The sequence below is a fragment of the Thermobaculum sp. T2p genome, from assembly GCF_059335935.1.
Map to the genome: position 1 here is coordinate 63317 of NZ_JANZYQ010000007.1, position 17026 is coordinate 80342.

The window sequence follows — 17026 nt, forward strand, 5'->3', positions numbered from 1 at the left end:
CCTAGCCCTTTCTGTTATCTTTGTGCACCAGAGGGCTCACCGCTCTGAGCCGGGCTGGAAGCGCACGGGAATCACCTGCACGCCCATCTTCTCGAAGCGCTCCACGAGCCTGGGGAGAGCACCCTCCTGGCAGAGGAATAGCATGCAGCCACCACCTCCGGCGCCGCACGCCTTCCAGCCTATGGCGCCGGCATGGTGGGCGGCCTCCGCCAGTGCGTCCATCTCTGGTGTCACGAGCTCCCTCTCGAGGCGAAGTGAGAGCTCGTAGGTCTCGATCATGATGCGCGCCAGCTCCTCGAACTGGGCATCCAGCAGCGCCCGGCGGGCAAAGGGCACCAGCTCACGCATGCGGCAGAGCACCTCGTGCTTCTCACGGTCGCCGCTGCGGTAGGCATCCCACACGCGCTCATGTAGGTCGCCCGAGGCGTGAGCCTGCCCGGTATAGGCCAGCAGGAGTCTGCCCTCGAGCTCAGCTCTGACCCCCAGCGGGATGTCCAGCTGTTCGACATCCGCAGGCTCATCCTCCGCTCCAAAGCGTAGGTAGTTGAAGCCTCCCAGTGCCGCCGCGTACTGGTCCTGCTTGCCGCCCTCCACGCCGAGCAGCTTCTCGAGCCGGTAGGCATCCTCTGCCAGCTCCGCGGCGGTGAACTCGCGCCCCATCAGCCTGTAGGTCATCGCCAGCCAGGCCACGTCCACCGATGCCGACGTGCCCAGCCCTGTACCTGGGGGCAGATCCAGGCTGTACCGCAAGTCCAGCTGGGTGCCCCGCCAGTCGGCTTCGCCCTCTACGCAGGGCAGGATAGCTGCGTTGAGCACCTCGCCCCCTTCTTGGCTCGAGAAGTAGTGCACGTCTGTCCACCCTCCCGCGAAGTCCACCCGCACGGGTATTCTAACCCTGACAGCCTCGTCCTCTGACATCCTCTTATCCTCCGGAAGGTTCTGACTCGCCATTAGCAGAAGTCGGGCCAACGCCGTAGGCACGAAGAAGGGCCCCCTTGTGGGAGGCCCTTGAGCGGGGAGGTAGTAGCCATGCGGGCTCGGTGCCCACGGTTGTTGGTCTCTATTCCCTGACGGCACCTGCCGTCAGGTCGGATATGAACTGCTGGCTGCCCAGCAGGAATATCACTATCAGTGGTAGGGTAGCAAGTAGCGTGCCCGCCATCACCATGCTGTAGTCGGTGTTGTAGATGCCGTTGAGCTGCGAGAGCGCCACCTGCAGGGTGAGGTGCTCGGGGTTGATCAGCACCACCAGGGGCCAGAAGTAGTCGTTCCAGGTGTAGATGAAGCTGAAGATCCCCAGGAACGCCAGCGCCGGACGCAGCGCTGGCAGGCCCACGTGCCACCACAGCCGGAAGTGTCCGCAGCCGTCCAGCCTGCCGGCCTCCAGCAGCTCGTCGTGCACGGCCTCCTGCGCATACTGCCTGATCCAGAAGATGCCGAAGGCGTTGGCCGCCCCGGGGATGATCAGTGCCTTGAGAGAGCCCACCCAGCCCAGCGTCGCCATGATCGCGAACATAGGCACCGTGGAGAGCTGGCCGGGCACCATGAATGTCGCCAGCAGGATCAGGAACAGGATGTTCTTGCCCGGGAAGTCGAACTTGGCGAAGGTGAAGCCCGCCAGCGAGTCGAACACCAACAGCAGGATGGTTGTCACCACCGACACGATGAGAGTATTAATGAAGGAGTCCAGGAAGTTGATGCTCTGGAACACGTGCTGGATATTGGTCAGCAGCTGGTTGCCGAAGGTGAGCTTCGGGGGGTATCGGAAGATGTCACCGGTGGTGTTGGTCGACATGACCACTAACCAGTAGAACGGGAAGATAGATATCAACACCCCCAGGATGAGGAGGATATGGATGATCGAGCTCGTGAAGTACCGCTTTGCCATGGATGCCTCCTATCTCGGACCTACAGTGCCGGCCCTCTGGACCACTCGCCAGTTGAAGGCCGAGAAGAGCACTATGATGACGAACAGTCCCCAGCCGATCGCTGCGCCGTAACCGAACATGTTCTGGGTGAACGCCTGCTGGTAGAGGTAGAGTACCATCGTCAGGCCCGACTGGCCAGGGCCGCCGCCGTTGCCCACCAGCACCTGAGGCTCCGTGAAGAGCTGCATGCCACCGATGGTGGAGGTGATCACCGTGAAGAGGATCACTGGCCGGAGCATCGGCAGCGTGATGTGGTAGAAGATCTGCGGGCCGGTGGCGCCGTCGACCCTGGCGGCCTCGTACAGCGCTGAGGGGATGGCCTGCAGCCCTGCTAGGTAGATGATCGCGTTGTAGCCGGTCCACCTCCAGATCACCATGGAGGCGATCGCGATCTTGATGCCCCAGGCATTATTCAGCCACTGCACGGTGGGCAGCCCCACCGCCTGCAGCGCGGCGTTGAGAAGCCCAGCGTTGTTGCCGAAGATCGAGCCGAAGATGATCGCGATCGCGACGATCGAGGTCACGTTCGGAATAAAGTAGGCCGCTCGATAGAAGCCCTTGCCCCTGATCGGCCAGTTGAGCAGGAACGCCAGGATCAGGGCGAGCACGAGCATCGGGATCGTCGAGATGATCCAGATGATAAAGGTGTTGACTATCGACTGCCAGAAGTTGGGATCGGTCACGAGATAGCGGAAGTTCTCCAGTCCCACGAAGCGCATTGCCCCTATGCCGTCCCAGCTGTGGAAGGATAGATAGAGGGAGAAGAATATCGGGAACAGCCCAAATACGGCGAACAGGATGTAGAAAGGGGCGATGGAGATGTACATCGGGACGTATGTGCTCCACGTCCGCCACGACTTCCTGCCCGCCTCCTTCTCCTTGGTGGCTACTCCTACCGTGCTCATTTCCATACACCTCTCAGCTGTAGTCTCTTTTGGATCTCGTGGAGGGCGTCCTCCCAAGCCCTCTCGGGGTCCTTCCCCTGGGTGGCTACGTTGGTGAGCTCCTTGGCGTAGATGGGGTTGATGATGTTGTACTCCGTGCCCAGGTAGAAGGGCTTCACCTGGCGGGCGGACTCGCTGAAGATAGGGTTGGTGTTCTGCCCACCGAAGAACTCCTCCGGGTGGTTCATCTCGGGACGGTTGTAGATGCTGGGCGTGGAGGGGTAGAGGTCTATCTCCACGTACGCCTTGAGCTGGTTCTCGGGGTTCTGCACCCAACTAATGATGTCGAACGCCAGCTGCGGATCTTTGCAGTAGCGAGTGATCGACAGGAAGGATCCTCCGCTGTTGCCCGCCCCGCCCGGCGCGGGGCACACCCGCCACAGACCGGTGGTGTCTGGAGCGGCGTCCTTGAGGATGAGCTTCATCCACACCGCGCCGTGGAAGGTGATGAACCTGCCGGTATCGGCGGAGGCGTTCCAGTCGGTGGAGTAGCGGGCTGAGTTGGCTAGCAGGCCCTTCCTGTGGGCGGTCACTGCCAGGTCCCAGGCGCGCTTGACGTGGGCCTGGTCGCCGATGAAGTGTCCGCTCTTGTCTTGGTACCAGTCGGCACCCTGAGCCATCACGTGCTGGAAGATCTGCGTGATCTCGTCGGCCAGTGACACCCTCTGGGGCAGCTTGGACTTGAGGAACTCGCCCAGCTCGAAGTACTCCTCCCAGGTCTTGATCCTCTCGTAGAGCTGGTCAGGATCGGTGGGTACGCCGGCCTTCCGCAGGATGTCCTCGCGGTAGAAGAGCGCTATGGGGCCGATGTCCATCGGGAAGCCTATCATCTTGCCCTCAGGGGTGATGCCCTGCAGCCACTTCCACTCCAGGTACTCGGACTTCACCTCGTTGGCCCCCACGCTCTGGAGGTCCACGAACTGGTCGGCGTCCGGGAAGTAGGTCGCGATGTCCACGTTGATGCCGGCGATGTCGGGGACGTACGACTTGCCAGCGAAGGTGATCAGCAGCTTCGACCGGTAGTCGCCGCCGATCTTCTGTGGCACGAGGTTGGCCTTGGGAAAGCGCTTGTTCACCTGTGCGAGGATGTTGTCGTCGATCGAGCGGTTCCAATACCACAGGTTGAGGGTGGTACGACCGGTGCCGTTGCTGCCCTGCGTCTGGGTGCCGCAACCCATGGACGCTAGCGCGCATCCTACCAAGCCCGCAGCGGCCCTGGCCAGGAAGTCGCGCCGTGTGAGGACCTTCGGCATCTCAATACTCCTTTCTTTGCATATATCCTATATGGGTAACGCGGAGTTTAGTGTATATCTACTTTAGTTTTGAGTCAACATGTATCGTGGTACCTAGCTAGGTATTTGACCTGTTGGTATAGATGGGAGTAACATTCGAGTACGATGAGGGATAGGCTGCTGGTGACCGTTTACAGACCTCTGGCTGTGGCCGTGCTGTTCGGCTGCATAGTGGTGTCCATAGTGCAGCTCATCGAGCTGCTCCAGCCCCAGTGGCGGGGGGGATACTTGGTGGTGATATCGGCGCTGGCGGCGCTGGAGGCGCAAGTCTCCTATCGGCTGATACGGGAGCGGCTCCCCCGGAGCTATCCTACCCTGCGCTACCGCCTGATGGAGCTGGTGGGACTTTTCCTCGTGCTACAGCTGGCGGAGGGGCTCAACGAGGGTAGTGCTAACCCCTTGGCGGGCATCCCCGACTTCAGTCCCCCGGCGTTGGTGGCTTATGGGGTGGTCGTGGCGTGCTGGCTTGGAGGCACGCTTACAGCCAGGGACCTGGAGGCGCTGGGGGAGATGCCCGAGAGGTCCGCCACTTACGTGCCTCCGGAGGAGCGGCTGGCCTCGCGCTTCCTATTTGGGGCAGTTATCTTGCTCATCTTTGCTGGGATGACCCATCTGGGGTTGCGCAGCCTCTTCCAGCTCTCGAGGCCCCCAGTGGGTGGGGTCATCCTGAACGTGCTGGTGTACTTCCTCTTGGGCTTCGTGATGCTGGGGCAGATCAGGTACTCCACGCTGCGCGCCCACTGGGAACAGGTGGGCGCTAGGGTTCAGCCAGCGCTGGGTTCCCGCTGGCTACGGTACAGCCTGCTCTTCCTGGTGCTGGTGCTCCTGGTAGTGGCTCTGCTGCCGACCACCTATACCATGGGGCTGCTGGAGACGCTCGGGCTCATCCTCAGCGCCATCATCTGGACGATAGGCGCTATCTGGTTCCTGATATCACTGCCCTTCCTTTGGCTGATAGCGCACCTCTTCGGCGGGCGGACAGGAGATAGTCCCCCTCCTCCGCGCGAGCTACCTGAATTCATGCGGCGGCCGCAGGATGGGGGCTTCAGCTGGCCGGGATTCCTGAACTCCCTGATCTTTTGGGCGATAGTGGCGGCGATCCTGGTCTACGTGCTGCGGGCGTACCTGCGCACGCGCCCGGACCTATTGGCGCCGCTGGCCCGCCTACGCCTCCTCGAAGTGCTGCGCGCCTGGTGGAGGTCGCTGTGGGCCCGGATCACGGGCGCGGCGTCCAGCGCCTCCCGACGGCTCGCCGAGAGGCTCAGGGCCGCGGGGCGCACCCTCGGAGGCGTCGCCCGCGGCGAGAGGATAGACCCCAACAGGTTGGATCCCAGGGGAAAGGTAAGGTACTACTACCTGCGGATGCTAGAGGTGGCCGAGGGCGCGGGGCATCCCCGGCGGCGGTCACAGACGCCTTACGATTTCGAGCGGGCCCTTGGTCCGGAGGTGCCCGAGGCCGAGCCCGCGCTGGACGACCTGACCGCGGAGTTCGTGCGCGCCCGCTACAGCCGTCAACCCCTCTCCGAGGAGGAGGCCGAGCGTGCTAGGGCCGATGTGGAACGCATCCAAGAGGAGCTCAGACGCAAGCAGGAGACCCAGTGCATCGAGGAGGAGCGCTAGCGCATCTGTAAAATATTCTAACGCCTAGATTTTAAGGAGGGTGAAGTTGTACGGTCCCATCAACCCCAAGGCACCTTTCATCTGGCACGGCGGTGACTACAATCCTGAGCAGTGGCCCCGCGAGGTATGGGACGAGGATCTGCGCCTCATGCAGGAGGCCCATTTCAAAGTTCCCACGGTGGGGGTTTTCAGCTGGGTGTCGCTGCAGCCCGCGGAGGACACTTGGACCTTCGAATGGCTGGACGAGGTGCTGGAGAGGCTGTACTCTGCCGGCAGATACTTCGTGCTGGCCACTCCCACCGCCGCGCAGCCTGCCTGGATGTCGCAGCGCTACCCAGACGTGCTAAGGGCAGACAGCACTGGCCGGAGGAACCACCATGGGCGTAGGGTGAACTACTGCCCCAACTCTCCCAATTACCGGCGTTTCATCCGCGAGGTGGCGAGCCGGCTTGCGCAGCGCTACGGCAGGCATCCCGGCCTGCTGGCCTGGCACGTCTCCAACGAGTACGGCGGCACCTGCATGTGCGAGGTGTGCGCGGAGGCCTTCAGGGACTGGCTGCGAAGGCGCTATGGCAGCCTTGGCGAGGTCAACCGTAGGTGGTGGACGCGCTTCTGGGGCCACACCTACACCGATTGGTCGCAGATCACTCCTCCATATGCCAACGGCGAGAACCTCACCCACGGCCTGACAATCGACTACAAGCGCTTCCAGAGCGAGTCTATGCTCGAGTGCTTCAAGATCGAGCGCGACGCCATCCGAGAGCACTCTCCGGACATGCCCATCACCACTAACCTCATGGGCACCTACCCGCTGTTGGACTATCGCGAGTGGGCCAAGGAGATGGACGTCGTCTCCTGGGACTGCTACCCCTGGCCCACTGCTGATCCCGGCGACATCGCCTTCCTGCATGACCTCAATAGGGGACTGAAGGATGGTAAGCCCTTCATCCTCATGGAGCAGACGCCCAGCAGCCAGAACTGGCAGCCGGTCAACCAGCTCAAGCGGCCAGGTGTGCTGCGGCTGTGGAGCTACCTAGCGGTGGCCCACGGGGCGGAGACGGTGATGTACTTCCAATGGCGCCGCGGCAGGGGCGGTTGCGAGAAGTTCCACGGGGCTGTGGTGGAGCACCACGGCAGGACGGATGCCAGGGTGTTCCGCGAGGTCTCAGAGCTGGGCGCGGAGCTCGATCGCCTGGGGGATGCGACCATCGGGGCCGCTACGCCCGCTAGGGTGGCCGTGATGTTCGACTGGAACAACTGGTGGGCGGTCGACGATGCCGTGGGGCCCGTCCGGGAGAAGAGGTACGTCGAGACCGTGCGCCAGCACTACCGGGCGATCTGGCGGAAGAACGTGCCTGTGGACGTGGTCTTCAGCGACTCGGATCTGTCGCGCTACGACCTAGTGATAGCTCCAATGCTGTACATGGTAAAGCCTGGAGTGGCTGAGCGGATCGAGAGCTTCGTGCGTGGTGGTGGCGTGTTCGTGGCCACCCAGTTCTCGGGCGTGGCCGACGAGCACGACCTGGCGTTCGAGGGCTATCCTGGACCACTGCGGAGGGTTTTGGGCATCTGGGTAGAGGAGATAGATGCCCTGTATGAGGGTCAGGTCAACCACATCGTGATGGCCGACGGCACGGGTACCTACGAGTGTGGACGCATGTGCGACATAGTGCGGATAGAGACCGCCAGGGTCGTGGCCACCTACGGCGAGGACTTCTACGCCGGCACACCGGTGGTGACCGAGAACCGCTTCGGCGAGGGCAGGGCCTACTACATCGCCAGCCACCCAGAGGATCGCTTCCTGGGCGAGTTCTACGGCCAGCTGCTCCTCGAGCAGGGAGTCCAGCCAGTGATGGAGACCCCCGCAGGGGTGGAGGCGGCGCTGCGGGAGAGGGAAGGAGCTCGCCTGGTGTTCCTCCTCAACCACAACCCGGAGGAGGTGACCGTCCGTCTGCCTGAGGGTGAGAACTTCCTAGAGCTGTTGAGCGGGGAGGAGCTCCGTGGAGAGATCGTGATGGCCGCCTACGACGTGCGGATCCTTCGGGCCAGCTCCTGAGGGCGGGGCCATGGGCACCCCTTACGTGGGCACCTCCGGCTACACGTACAGGGATTGGCGTGGCAGATTCTACCCAAAGTCGCTGCCGCAGCGGGAGTGGCTGAGGTTCTACGCCGAGCACTTCGACACCGTGGAGATCAACGCCACCTTCTACGGCAGGTTCTCGCGCGGAGTGTTCGAGCGCTGGAGCCAAGCAACTCCTGAGCGCTTCTGTTTTGCTCTCAAGGGCCCAAGGTTGATCACGCACCTGCGGCACCTGCGGGAGGTGGAGGCTCCACTGGAAGATTTTCTCTCCGGAGCCAGGGGGCTAGGAAGCAAGCTGGGGGTGGTCCTGTGGCAGTTCCCGGCCTCCATGCACGCCGACGAGGAGCACGTGGAGAGGCTCGCGGCTTTCTGTCGGCTGCTGCCGGGGGATCTGAGGTACGCTTTTGAGTTTCGACACGACTCCTGGCTCGGGGAGGGGGGCCTTGAGCCGCTGCGGATGCTGGAGGCGTCGCTGGTGCTCAACGACTCCCCTCACCTCCCATCCTGGCGGATCGAGATGGGCAGCTTTACCTATATCAGGATGCACGGCCCAGGCAAGCTGTACGCTTCGCGTTACACCGAGGAGCAGCTGCGGTCCTGGGCTGAATGGATAAGGGAGCGCCTCCGTGAGCGGGATGTCTACGTCTACTTCAACAACGACGTGCGCGCCTACGCGGTCGAGAACGCCACGACCCTGCGGAGCCTGCTCTAGCGTATCCGGAGATCCTCAGCGGAGTACTCTAGGCCCTTGGGCTGGATCACCACCCTGCGTGGTCCCTCGATCACTCTGCCGGCCACGATGGCGTCAATGCCCTGCTGGCCGGCCAAGCGCACCAGCTCATCGGTCTGCTCCGGCGGCAGGAAGATCGCAAAGCCCGCCCCCATGTTGAACAGCGCGTAGGCCTCGACCTCCGGGATGCGTCCCTCGCGGCAGATGAACTCAAGTACTGGGGGTACAGGGGGTACCTCTTCCAGCAGGTAGGTCAGATCTTGGGGGGCACGCATCAGCTTGCGCCAGCCGTGGCCGGTAATGTGCACCATGTAGTGGATCTCTAGTCCCGCCTCCTGAGCTCCCTCTACCACGCGCGAGTAGAGGGGGGCGGGGTCCAGGAGGGCGTCCCCGAAGTACCTGCCGTCTTCCATGGGGGTGAGGTAGCCGTCGGACAACTCAGCGGCCAGCTTGCGCGCTAGGCTCAGCCCGTTGGTGTGTATCCCTGTGCTGGCCAGCAGGACGATCGCGTCCCCCGCTCGCAGCTTGTCCGAGGTCACCAGCCGGCTCTTAGGGCGCACGATCCCCACCGCCGAGCCTGCGAGGTCTATCGCGTCCGTCTGGATGATGCCCCCGAGGGCTGGCGATTCCCCACCACCCCAGGAGGCCCCGGCCTCTAAGCAGGCCTGCGCCCAGCCGCGCACCAGGTCCGAGGCCCTCTCCTCGTCCGCAAACCACTCTGAGGCCCCCACCGCGAAGTAGGCGTGCACTACCAGCGGGGTGGCACCGACGGCGACGAGGTCGTTGATGATCGCGGCCACGGCGTCCTGGGCGATGAGGTCGTAGGAGGACCTACCTAGGTGGGGCCTCATCGCGTCCGCTACGAGGCTCTTTGTGCCCAAGCACTCCAGCACCGTGGCGATGTAGTGGTCTCCGGCATCCACCACGTAGGCGGTCTCCCCTCGACTCTCGGGGACCTCGCTCATGCCCAAACGTGACAGAACCCCGCTGGTGCGGCCGGCCTCCGCGAGCGCCAACCGCTTCACCCTGTCCAGCACGTCGTAGTCCACGCCAGCAGAGGCGTACCTGTCTTGCTTGTCCAATCTTCCCTTCCCCTTTCGTGGTCTCTCCTAGAGATGATACACGATCGAGGTCGGGGGTGGGGCCAACATAAAACCTTTCACCTCTAAGGATAGCACGGCCCTTAAGGCTGCAACGGAAGAAAATCGTTGCCAGATCTAGACATGGGAAACGATTTCAGAGATAATTGTACTTGGCGGGGAGATCCCTTCTACCTGCCGTGCGGGGGGCGGTGCCCAGGTGCCCAGCATCGCCCCCCCTGTCCAGCGATCACATCCTCTCGGAGGGATCCTGGCTGGCCTCTGGATGCTCCTGTATGGTGCCCCTCCATCCACCGGTCTCCACACCACGGCTCTCTATGAACTCCTTGAAGCGCTTGAGATCGCCCTCGACCCTTCGGTCCACCGCGCCGACCATGCTGCCTATGTTCTCCACCAAGCCCTCGGGCTCGTAGTCCAGCTGCAGCGTCACTCGAGTGGTGTTGTCGTCGATGTAGTGGAAGGTCACCACGCCGGCATTACGCGCGCCTGTGGTGCTGGTCCAGGCCACGCGCTCGTCTGGGATCTGCTCGGTGATCTCGGCGTCCCACTCCTCCTCCTTGCCACCTATCTCGGCGCGCCAGTGAAGGTGCTTATCATCCAGCTGCCTCACCTCCTTGACGCCCTCCATGAACCTGGGGAACTCCTCGAACTGGGTCCATTGGTTGTAGGCGGTGCGCACCGGCAAGTTCACATCTATGCTCTTGACTACGCTAGCCATCTTTACTGCCTCCTACATAACATCACGACTGTCTATCGCAAGACCCGTTCCACTCCGATCACTTACATCCTCTCTCCAGCATATCGCTCACATCTCGCACCAAGTCAGCGATCTCGAAGGGCTTCGGCAGGACTTGTATGCATGGGTCCGCGATCGGCTCAAACTCCTCCAGGTCTAGGATGGCCGCCGTGCAGATGATGACCGGCAGCCGGTGGGTCTCCGCTTTGGCCCTGATGGCACGCACTAGTCTTAGCCCGTTCTCGTCCCCCAGCCTTATGTCGGTTATAAGTAGGTCGGGCGGCTGGATCTGCAGCGCCGCCAGGGCATCGGCTGCCCGCTCGAAGCTCAGCACCTCATAGCCCTGTTCCGACAGCACATCCTCCAACAGCTGCCTGAAGTCCTCCAGGTCGTCGACTACGAATATCTTTCCCCTGTGCATGCTGCTCCCCGGTCGCGCTCCCGGCGCAGATAGAGTCTGAGACATTATATCTATAGAGTGATAGTCCTTCCATCCGTACCAGTTTTCCTGCATCCTCTTATTTAGATATCTCTGATGGGGGCATAGAGGTTATGCAGAGGGTAGATGGTCTAGAGCTAGAGCAGGACCTGCGGTTTCAGCGGCGTGAGTGGCTGGTGGAGTACGCCGGGAGGCTGCTGCTGCTCGTAGCCTTCCTGGCGGGACTGCTGGGCGTCCTAGGTGGAGGGCCGCTCAGCTGGGGGAAGGTCAGGTCCACAGACGGCCAGCTACTCGTCCGCTACCCTCGCTTCGCTCGGTTGGAGACGCCCGCACGGATGTCTCTTGAGGTGGACGGAAGGGCCACGCGCAACGGGCGATTCAGCCTGGCGCTGCCGCGCTCCTACTTGGACCAGGTGGACATATCTAACATAGTGCCCTTGCCTTCCAGCGCCAGGAGCGAGGATGGCTACACGGTCTTCGAGTTCCAGGTGGGTAAAGGGGTGACGCGCCCCGAGGTGATCTTCAACTTCCAGTTCGACAGGGCGGGGGTATCTTCGGGGGAGGTGCTCTTGAATGGGAGCAGCCGTGTGAACCTCAAGCAGATAGTATGGCCATAATGGGAGGATAATATGAACTCTATACTCAGGGGGCTAGCAGTATACCTCTTCCTACTGATCATCTTTAGGATAAATGGTAAGAGATCGCTCGCGCAGATCACCACCTTCGATGCGGTGCTCTTGTTGATCATCTCCGAGGCTATCCAGCAGGCGATGATCGATGGTGACAATTCCCTAACCAATGCTTTCCTCATCGTGCTGACGCTGGTGGGCACGGATCTAGTGCTCTCCTTCCTAACCTTGCGCTTTCGCGCCCTCGACAAGCTGGTGAACGATGTGCCCCTCGTGCTGGTGGAGAACGGCGTGGTTCATCACGATAGGCTGAAGCGCGCCAGGGTCAGCCTAGATGACGTGCTGGAGAACGCCCGCACCATCCATGGACTGGAGCGGATGGAGCAGATCAAGTACGCGGTGCTCGAGAGGGACGGTCACATATCTATCATCCCCAGCTGGGTGCCTTGGGTCACGTCCAGGGCTACTATGGAGAGCTCTCGGTAGCAAGTCAGTTCCTTGGAGGTAGTAGGCACTGCACCAGGGTGGCCGTCACCACCATCACGCTCAACACGCCGATCGCCAGTCCTATCCCTAACCACCACTTGCCCCATAGAGTCCTGCCGATGTAGGTGGTGAAGAAGGCCGCAGCCAACATCGCTGCCCTCCAGATCGTTCCTAAGAGGCTCATCCCTAACCTCCTCCCGAGGAGCGCGCCGAGCCCTATGCTGACCAGGGAGATCGCGAACGCCACGCCGGCCGCAGACGCTGGCAGCTCTAGTCCCGCTATCCAGAGCAGCACCGGCAGGTAGGCCGTCAGCAGAGTGATCCTGAGGTCGCTGGCTCCCTCTGGGGGGAAGAGCTGTCGATGGAGACCTTCCCGAAAGCACCCCTTGCGCATCCTCGCCTCCCAAGATGCTATAAGAAAGTTTTATAGTCCGACTAAGTTTCAATACTAATACTTTAGTGTTTGCTCTTCCATCTTTGAAGGCCAAGTTGTAAACTCTCAACTAAGTTGACTGATACAGTAGAGAATCTTGCGATCTGGAGGTTGTAAGTTGCGCAAGTTGTTGATATTGGCCGTAGTGGGGTTGGCCGCGCAGTTGGTCGACGGCTCCCTGGGGATGGCCTACGGTGTAACCTCGACCACGTTGCTGGTACTGGCCGGGATAGCACCGGCATTTGCCTCCGCCAGCGTCCACCTTGCAGAGGTGGGGACCACGCTGGTGTCCGGGCTCTCCCATTGGAAGCTGGGCAATGTGAATTGGTCGGCGGTAGGTTGGTTGGCAGTGCCCGGGGCGATTGGCGCGTTCTGCGGGGCTGTGGTGCTCAGTTCGGTGTCCGCTGAGGCCGCTAAACCCTGGATAGCTTTGTTCCTCTTCCTCCTGGGGACGTATATCCTGATCCGCTTTGCCTTCCTGGGCCAGAGCACCCCTCAGATCAAGAAGAAGCTCACCCCGAAGTTCTTGGTGCCCCTGGGAGCGCTGGCTGGCTTCCTGGATGCGGCCGGTGGCGGTGGCTGGGGGCCAATATCCACGCCCACTATATTGGCTTCGGGTAGACTTGATCCCCGCCGCACCGTGGGCACGGTGGACACCAGCGAGTTTCTGGTGGCCATAGCTGCCAGCGCCGGCTTCCTTGTGTCCCTGGATCGCAGCCAGATAGCCCTACAGCTCGTGCTGGCGCTGCTGATCGGGGGCATGATCGCTGCTCCGATCGCGGCCTGGCTGGTGCGAAAGATGCACCCGAGGGTGCTTGGGTCCGCGGTAGGAGGACTCATCCTGCTGACCAACGCCCGGACCCTGCTGACATCCTTGGATGCCAGCCAATCCGTCGCCGCCACCGCCTACAGCGTGATCGGCGTGGTGTGGGTGGCAGCTTGTGTCACAGCTTTTGTTGCCTCTCGTCAGGAGTCGGGTGAGAGGCGTGTGGAGATCTCGAGAGAGTACGAGTACTCGAGCTAGGCAGAAGACCCCGCGCGAGTCGGGCTTGCCCGACTCGCGCCTCCCTGCTACAGCTTTATCCCAGGTTCGCCGTTATCGCTGGTCAGGGTGATTAAAGTGGATATGGGAGATTCTGGACGGCTTACGGTATCCACCACCCTGTAGTCTGTCTGCCATGTGTCTCTATTGATCCTGCAGCGTACGTAGCCCCTGGAGTTGTTGTACATCACCTGATGAGGATCGTCTGCTGTGCCACCTATCACGGTCTCCCGTCTTGTTGGTGTGCCACCAGAGCTGATTGAGGTGCCCACGTACTCCGCCCCAAGCGTCTCGGAGTCGGGATCCCCGAAGTCGGCCTTGATGTTGTAGGCGTAGTTGCGGTGCACATCGCCGGTGATGATTATGGGGTTCGAAGGCCTGCGCTGCCGCAGGAACTCCAATAACCTGTCCCGGTCCGCCTTGTAGCCGTCCCATTGGTCGCCGTTGCCGACGTAGTTCTCTCCTGGACCGATCAAGTTATCTCTCTGGGAGAAGATTATTTGTTGGGCCAGGACGTTCCAGATCGCGCTGGAGACTTCTAGAGAGCTCAACAGCCAGCGAAGCTGATCATCGCCCAAGATGGTTCTATTGGGATCGACTGCGGATCGGCAGTAGCCTCCGACCAGCTCCTCGCCGGCGCAGTCCGTCTGCCTATCCCTATATTGCCTGGTGTCCAGCACGTGCAACGCCAGCAGGTCTCCGAAAGAGAACTTCCTGTAGAGCCTGAGCCCTGAACCGTTGGGAGGTGGTACCCTGAGAGGCATATGCTCCCAGTAAGCCCTGTAAGCTGCAGCCCTGCGGATCAGGAACTCCTCCGAGGATACCTTTGGGTAGTCCTCTGAGTACTCATCCGCGTAGTTGTTTTCCACCTCGTGGTCGTCCCAGGTGACTATCCATGGGAATGCGGCGTGAGCCGCCTGCAGATTGGGGTCAGATCTGTAGAGTGAGTGTCTCAGCCTATAAGAGGGGAGGTCTTTGGGCTCGAGGATGACTTCGTCTGGTAGGCTCAATCCTCTTGGGCTGCGCAGCACGTTCTCGTAAATGTAGTCCCCCAGATGTACCACGAAGTCCAGGTCCTCCGCCGCCATGTGTCTGTATGCTGTGTAGTAGGAGTGAAACTCCTGACAGGAGGCAAAGGCGAACGATACCTCCATGGGGTGTGAGCTCGCTGGCGGAGCGGTGCGCGTCCTGCCCACTGGACTCTCCTCCCCGCCGGCTGCGAAGCGGTAGTAGTACTCTCTGTCGGCTGCTAGCCCCCGAACGTCCACGTGCACCGAATGGGCGTACTCCGGCCTGGGGATGGCCGTGCCCCTCTTGATCACCCTCCTCATATGTACATCTTCAGATACCTCCCACCTAACTGGCACCGGATGCGCCGGCATGCCGCCGTCGGGTGCCAGGGGATCTGGAGCCAGTCTAGTCCACAAGACCACCGAGTCCTCCAATGGGTCTCCTGAGGCCACCCCCAAGGTGAATGGGTAGCTACCGCGTGGGAGGCTTGCCAGTCGCGTTTGGGAGACGTGCTCGGCGGAGAGGGCTACGCCTGCTAACCATCCTGTGGACAGCAAGAACCTGCGCCTGCTTGTGGCCAGCTTGATCATATGCGCTGCTTCCAGAGCGAACACTAGGTCACCTCCTGAGAGCTTGCTCTACTTGGGAGGATAGAGCGCGCGCATTAAGATCGGCTTAAGGCCAAGCAAGCGCGAGACTAGCTTTGCCTATAGATTGTACTGGGTGGTATCTTGATCGGGACTCCTCTTCTCCACTACGTGCCTCATGAGGTAGGCATTGGGTACTATGTACGTCCTGCCATCGCGCGCGCTGATGACCGTGAATGTGTAGCTGATCTTTCGCACGCGACCCACGTATCCCTCTACGGCTATCTCGTCGCCCTCGGATACCTCCTGAGAGATGTACCTCCCGGCGGCTATATTCTCCGACATGGTGCGCAGGCCGAGCCCCAGAGCCAGGGCCGTGGTCAGTATCACTCCCCCCAACGCTACAACCATCAGCACGATGATGATGGTCACGTCTATCCCTAACATGGTGGCGGCAAGCATCGCCGCTACGAACAGCACGAATCCCTGTACGGTCCTGCGTAGCCAGTTGCTGCCCGATATACCGAACCCTACAAGGGTCCGATCAGCCATCTCGGCAAGCACTCGCGCCAGGACTATGCCCAACACGAGCAGCAGCGCTGCGGCCAGCACCCTAGGTATGTACAGCAGCAGTTGGCTCAGCATAACTGATATGAACTGCGCCCCCAAAGGTCCCAGTGCCAGCAGGAAGGAGAAGGCCAGTAGTAGGTAGAACACAATAGTCCCGACCGCTTTGGATGGAGCGCGCCCAACTCCTCCTAGCACCTCCGAGAGACCAAGGCTCTGGCACAGACGGTCGAACTGTGCTCGCTGCAGTGCGAACACCAGCAGCCTTCGGATGACGAGGGCGACGAGCACACCGATGAGAAACACCAGGAGTGCTACGGCTACCCGTGGGATATAGTTTACGAAGACCTCCTTCAGGTCTGCCGTAGTGATCATCGGCTCAACCCCAACATGGCGAGGATAGCCCTTGCGTAGGAGGCCACTACCCCCCCACACAGCTGCAGCATACCGCGTAAGTACGATGCCAACTGTACCCTCCTCTCAATTGATCTGCTCAGGTCGGGGGCTGCCACCGCCTGTCTGGAGATATCCTCCAGGGCGGAGTGCAGGCGCACGTAAGCCTCTAGCCTAGCCCTCAGCTGGGGACTGCGCTCCAGCTCGAGCTCAAGCGAGGCCCTCTCCTCCTCGCTTAGCTCTCCCCAGACGTATCTCTGGAGGATCATGTCCCATTCCATCGATCTATGCTCTCCCTCAGCTTCTGCCTTGCCCTGTAGACCCACACGCGGGCTGTGCCCTCCTGCACCTCCAGGTAGTCTGCGATCTGTGCGTAATCTAGCCCTTCCAGATCCTTGAGCACCAATGCTATTCTATGGTTTTTAGGCAGCTCTTGAATAGCCTCCTCGAGGAGCCTCAACCTCTCGGCGCGCAGGGCATTGTCCTCAGGGTCGTCCGGAGCAGACCTGTGCCAATCTGCTAGCTCAGTGGTGGGGCGACGCCGCCTGCGCTCGTTGAGGCAGGTGTTGACCGCGATGCGCATCAACCAGCTGCGGAACTTATCGTTGCCCTCTAGCTGTGGTAGCCGATCGTACGCCCGCAGGAACACCTCCTGGGAGGCGTCCTCGGCGTCGTGGTGGTTGCCCAGCACTCGGTAGCACAGCCTGTATACCTGTTGTTGATATCGCTGGACCAGCGTCCCAAAGGCCAGCTTGTCGCCTTGGCGTGCGGCCCTTACCAGCTCCATCTCCTCCAGCAGCGTCTCGGTGCCCTCTAGATCGTCCAACTGCAGCAACCCTTCCACAGCTTAGTTCCCACAATATGCATAGGTTTTTAGCAAGATCTGCACCACCTTGGCACGTAGCGTGCTATATAGGGTGACGATCGCGGCGGGCAGGGGATCTTCCCATAGAGCTGTAACATATGACCCGACGCGGTGTCATAACATGGTGGAAAACTAAGGAGGCAA

General features: G+C 61.3%; 18 protein-coding genes. 6 read left to right on the forward strand and 12 right to left on the reverse strand.

The window, feature by feature from the left end; all coding sequences use genetic code 11:
- Positions 1-36 precede the first annotated feature (36 nt).
- From N2245_RS03580 to N2245_RS03595, 4 genes are all read right to left on the reverse strand, one after another.
- Positions 37-918, reverse strand: a complete 882-nt coding sequence (locus tag N2245_RS03580; protein WP_494535361.1) for a GHMP family kinase ATP-binding protein — start codon at positions 916-918, stop codon at positions 37-39.
- Between the two features lie 142 nt (positions 919-1060).
- Positions 1061-1888 (reverse strand): carbohydrate ABC transporter permease, encoded by an 828-nt coding sequence (locus N2245_RS03585; protein WP_494535362.1) that lies wholly within the window; start codon positions 1886-1888, stop codon positions 1061-1063.
- A gap of 9 nt (positions 1889-1897) precedes the next feature.
- A complete protein-coding gene (locus N2245_RS03590; RefSeq protein WP_494535446.1) occupies positions 1898-2833 on the reverse strand; it encodes a carbohydrate ABC transporter permease in 936 nt (311 codons plus the stop codon).
- Complete coding sequence (locus N2245_RS03595; RefSeq protein ID WP_494535363.1) at positions 2830-4125, reverse strand: ABC transporter substrate-binding protein; 1296 nt, start codon at positions 4123-4125, stop codon at positions 2830-2832. Before N2245_RS03595 ends, N2245_RS03590 begins: the two co-directional genes overlap by 4 nt.
- 144 nt (positions 4126-4269) lie before the next feature.
- On the opposite strand from N2245_RS03595, the gene N2245_RS03600 reads away from it, so the two are divergent.
- From N2245_RS03600 to N2245_RS03610, 3 genes are read left to right on the forward strand one after another with little or no spacing between them, the layout of a single operon-like run.
- Positions 4270-5784 (forward strand): DUF4129 domain-containing protein, encoded by a 1515-nt coding sequence (locus N2245_RS03600; RefSeq protein WP_494535364.1) that lies wholly within the window; start codon positions 4270-4272, stop codon positions 5782-5784.
- Positions 5785-5830: 46 nt separating this feature from the next.
- Positions 5831-7840 (forward strand): beta-galactosidase, encoded by a 2010-nt coding sequence (locus tag N2245_RS03605; RefSeq protein WP_494535365.1) that lies wholly within the window; start codon positions 5831-5833, stop codon positions 7838-7840.
- Between the two features lie 10 nt (positions 7841-7850).
- Complete coding sequence (locus N2245_RS03610; RefSeq protein WP_494535366.1) at positions 7851-8576, forward strand: DUF72 domain-containing protein; 726 nt, start codon at positions 7851-7853, stop codon at positions 8574-8576.
- On the opposite strand, the gene N2245_RS03615 is transcribed toward N2245_RS03610, so the two are convergent.
- From N2245_RS03615 to N2245_RS03625, 3 genes are all read right to left on the reverse strand, one after another.
- The gene (locus tag N2245_RS03615; RefSeq protein WP_494535367.1) at positions 8573-9676 is read right to left on the reverse strand and encodes an AIR synthase related protein; all 1104 of its coding nucleotides are present in this window, start codon (positions 9674-9676) and stop codon (positions 8573-8575) included. The genes N2245_RS03610 and N2245_RS03615 overlap by 4 nt on opposite strands.
- Before the next feature lie 247 nt (positions 9677-9923).
- Entirely contained in the window at positions 9924-10412 is a 489-nt protein-coding gene (locus tag N2245_RS03620) for an SRPBCC family protein (RefSeq protein ID WP_494535368.1), read from the reverse strand.
- Positions 10413-10470: 58 nt separating this feature from the next.
- Positions 10471-10944: a response regulator gene (locus tag N2245_RS03625; RefSeq protein ID WP_494535369.1), complete on the reverse strand. Its 474-nt coding sequence runs from the start codon at positions 10942-10944 to the stop codon at positions 10471-10473.
- Positions 10945-10982: 38 nt separating this feature from the next.
- On the opposite strand from N2245_RS03625, the gene N2245_RS03630 reads away from it, so the two are divergent.
- The gene (locus N2245_RS03630) at positions 10983-11486 is read left to right on the forward strand and encodes a hypothetical protein (protein WP_494535370.1); all 504 of its coding nucleotides are present in this window, start codon (positions 10983-10985) and stop codon (positions 11484-11486) included.
- Between the two features lie 12 nt (positions 11487-11498).
- Positions 11499-11984: a DUF421 domain-containing protein gene (locus N2245_RS03635; RefSeq protein WP_494535371.1), complete on the forward strand. Its 486-nt coding sequence runs from the start codon at positions 11499-11501 to the stop codon at positions 11982-11984.
- A 4-nt stretch (positions 11985-11988) separates the two neighbouring features.
- Here the strand turns inward: N2245_RS03635 and N2245_RS03640 are convergent, their stop codons facing one another.
- Positions 11989-12378 (reverse strand): hypothetical protein, encoded by a 390-nt coding sequence (locus tag N2245_RS03640; protein WP_494535372.1) that lies wholly within the window; start codon positions 12376-12378, stop codon positions 11989-11991.
- A 157-nt stretch (positions 12379-12535) separates the two neighbouring features.
- Here N2245_RS03640 and N2245_RS03645 point away from each other — a divergent pair, with 157 nt between their 5' ends.
- A complete protein-coding gene (locus N2245_RS03645; protein ID WP_494535373.1) occupies positions 12536-13441 on the forward strand; it encodes a sulfite exporter TauE/SafE family protein in 906 nt (301 codons plus the stop codon).
- Between the two features lie 47 nt (positions 13442-13488).
- Here N2245_RS03645 and N2245_RS03650 read toward each other — a convergent pair whose 3' ends face one another.
- From N2245_RS03650 to N2245_RS03665, 4 genes are all read right to left on the reverse strand, one after another.
- Positions 13489-15084: an alkaline phosphatase D family protein gene (locus tag N2245_RS03650; RefSeq protein ID WP_494535374.1), complete on the reverse strand. Its 1596-nt coding sequence runs from the start codon at positions 15082-15084 to the stop codon at positions 13489-13491.
- 93 nt (positions 15085-15177) lie between these two features.
- A complete protein-coding gene (locus N2245_RS03655) occupies positions 15178-15999 on the reverse strand; it encodes a mechanosensitive ion channel family protein (protein WP_494535375.1) in 822 nt (273 codons plus the stop codon).
- Positions 15996-16298, reverse strand: coding sequence for an anti-sigma factor family protein (locus N2245_RS03660; protein WP_494535376.1), 303 nt, complete (start codon positions 16296-16298; stop codon positions 15996-15998). Before N2245_RS03660 ends, N2245_RS03655 begins: the two co-directional genes overlap by 4 nt.
- Complete coding sequence (locus N2245_RS03665) at positions 16283-16861, reverse strand: RNA polymerase sigma factor (RefSeq protein WP_494535377.1); 579 nt, start codon at positions 16859-16861, stop codon at positions 16283-16285. Before N2245_RS03665 ends, N2245_RS03660 begins: the two co-directional genes overlap by 16 nt.
- Positions 16862-17026 lie beyond the last annotated feature (165 nt).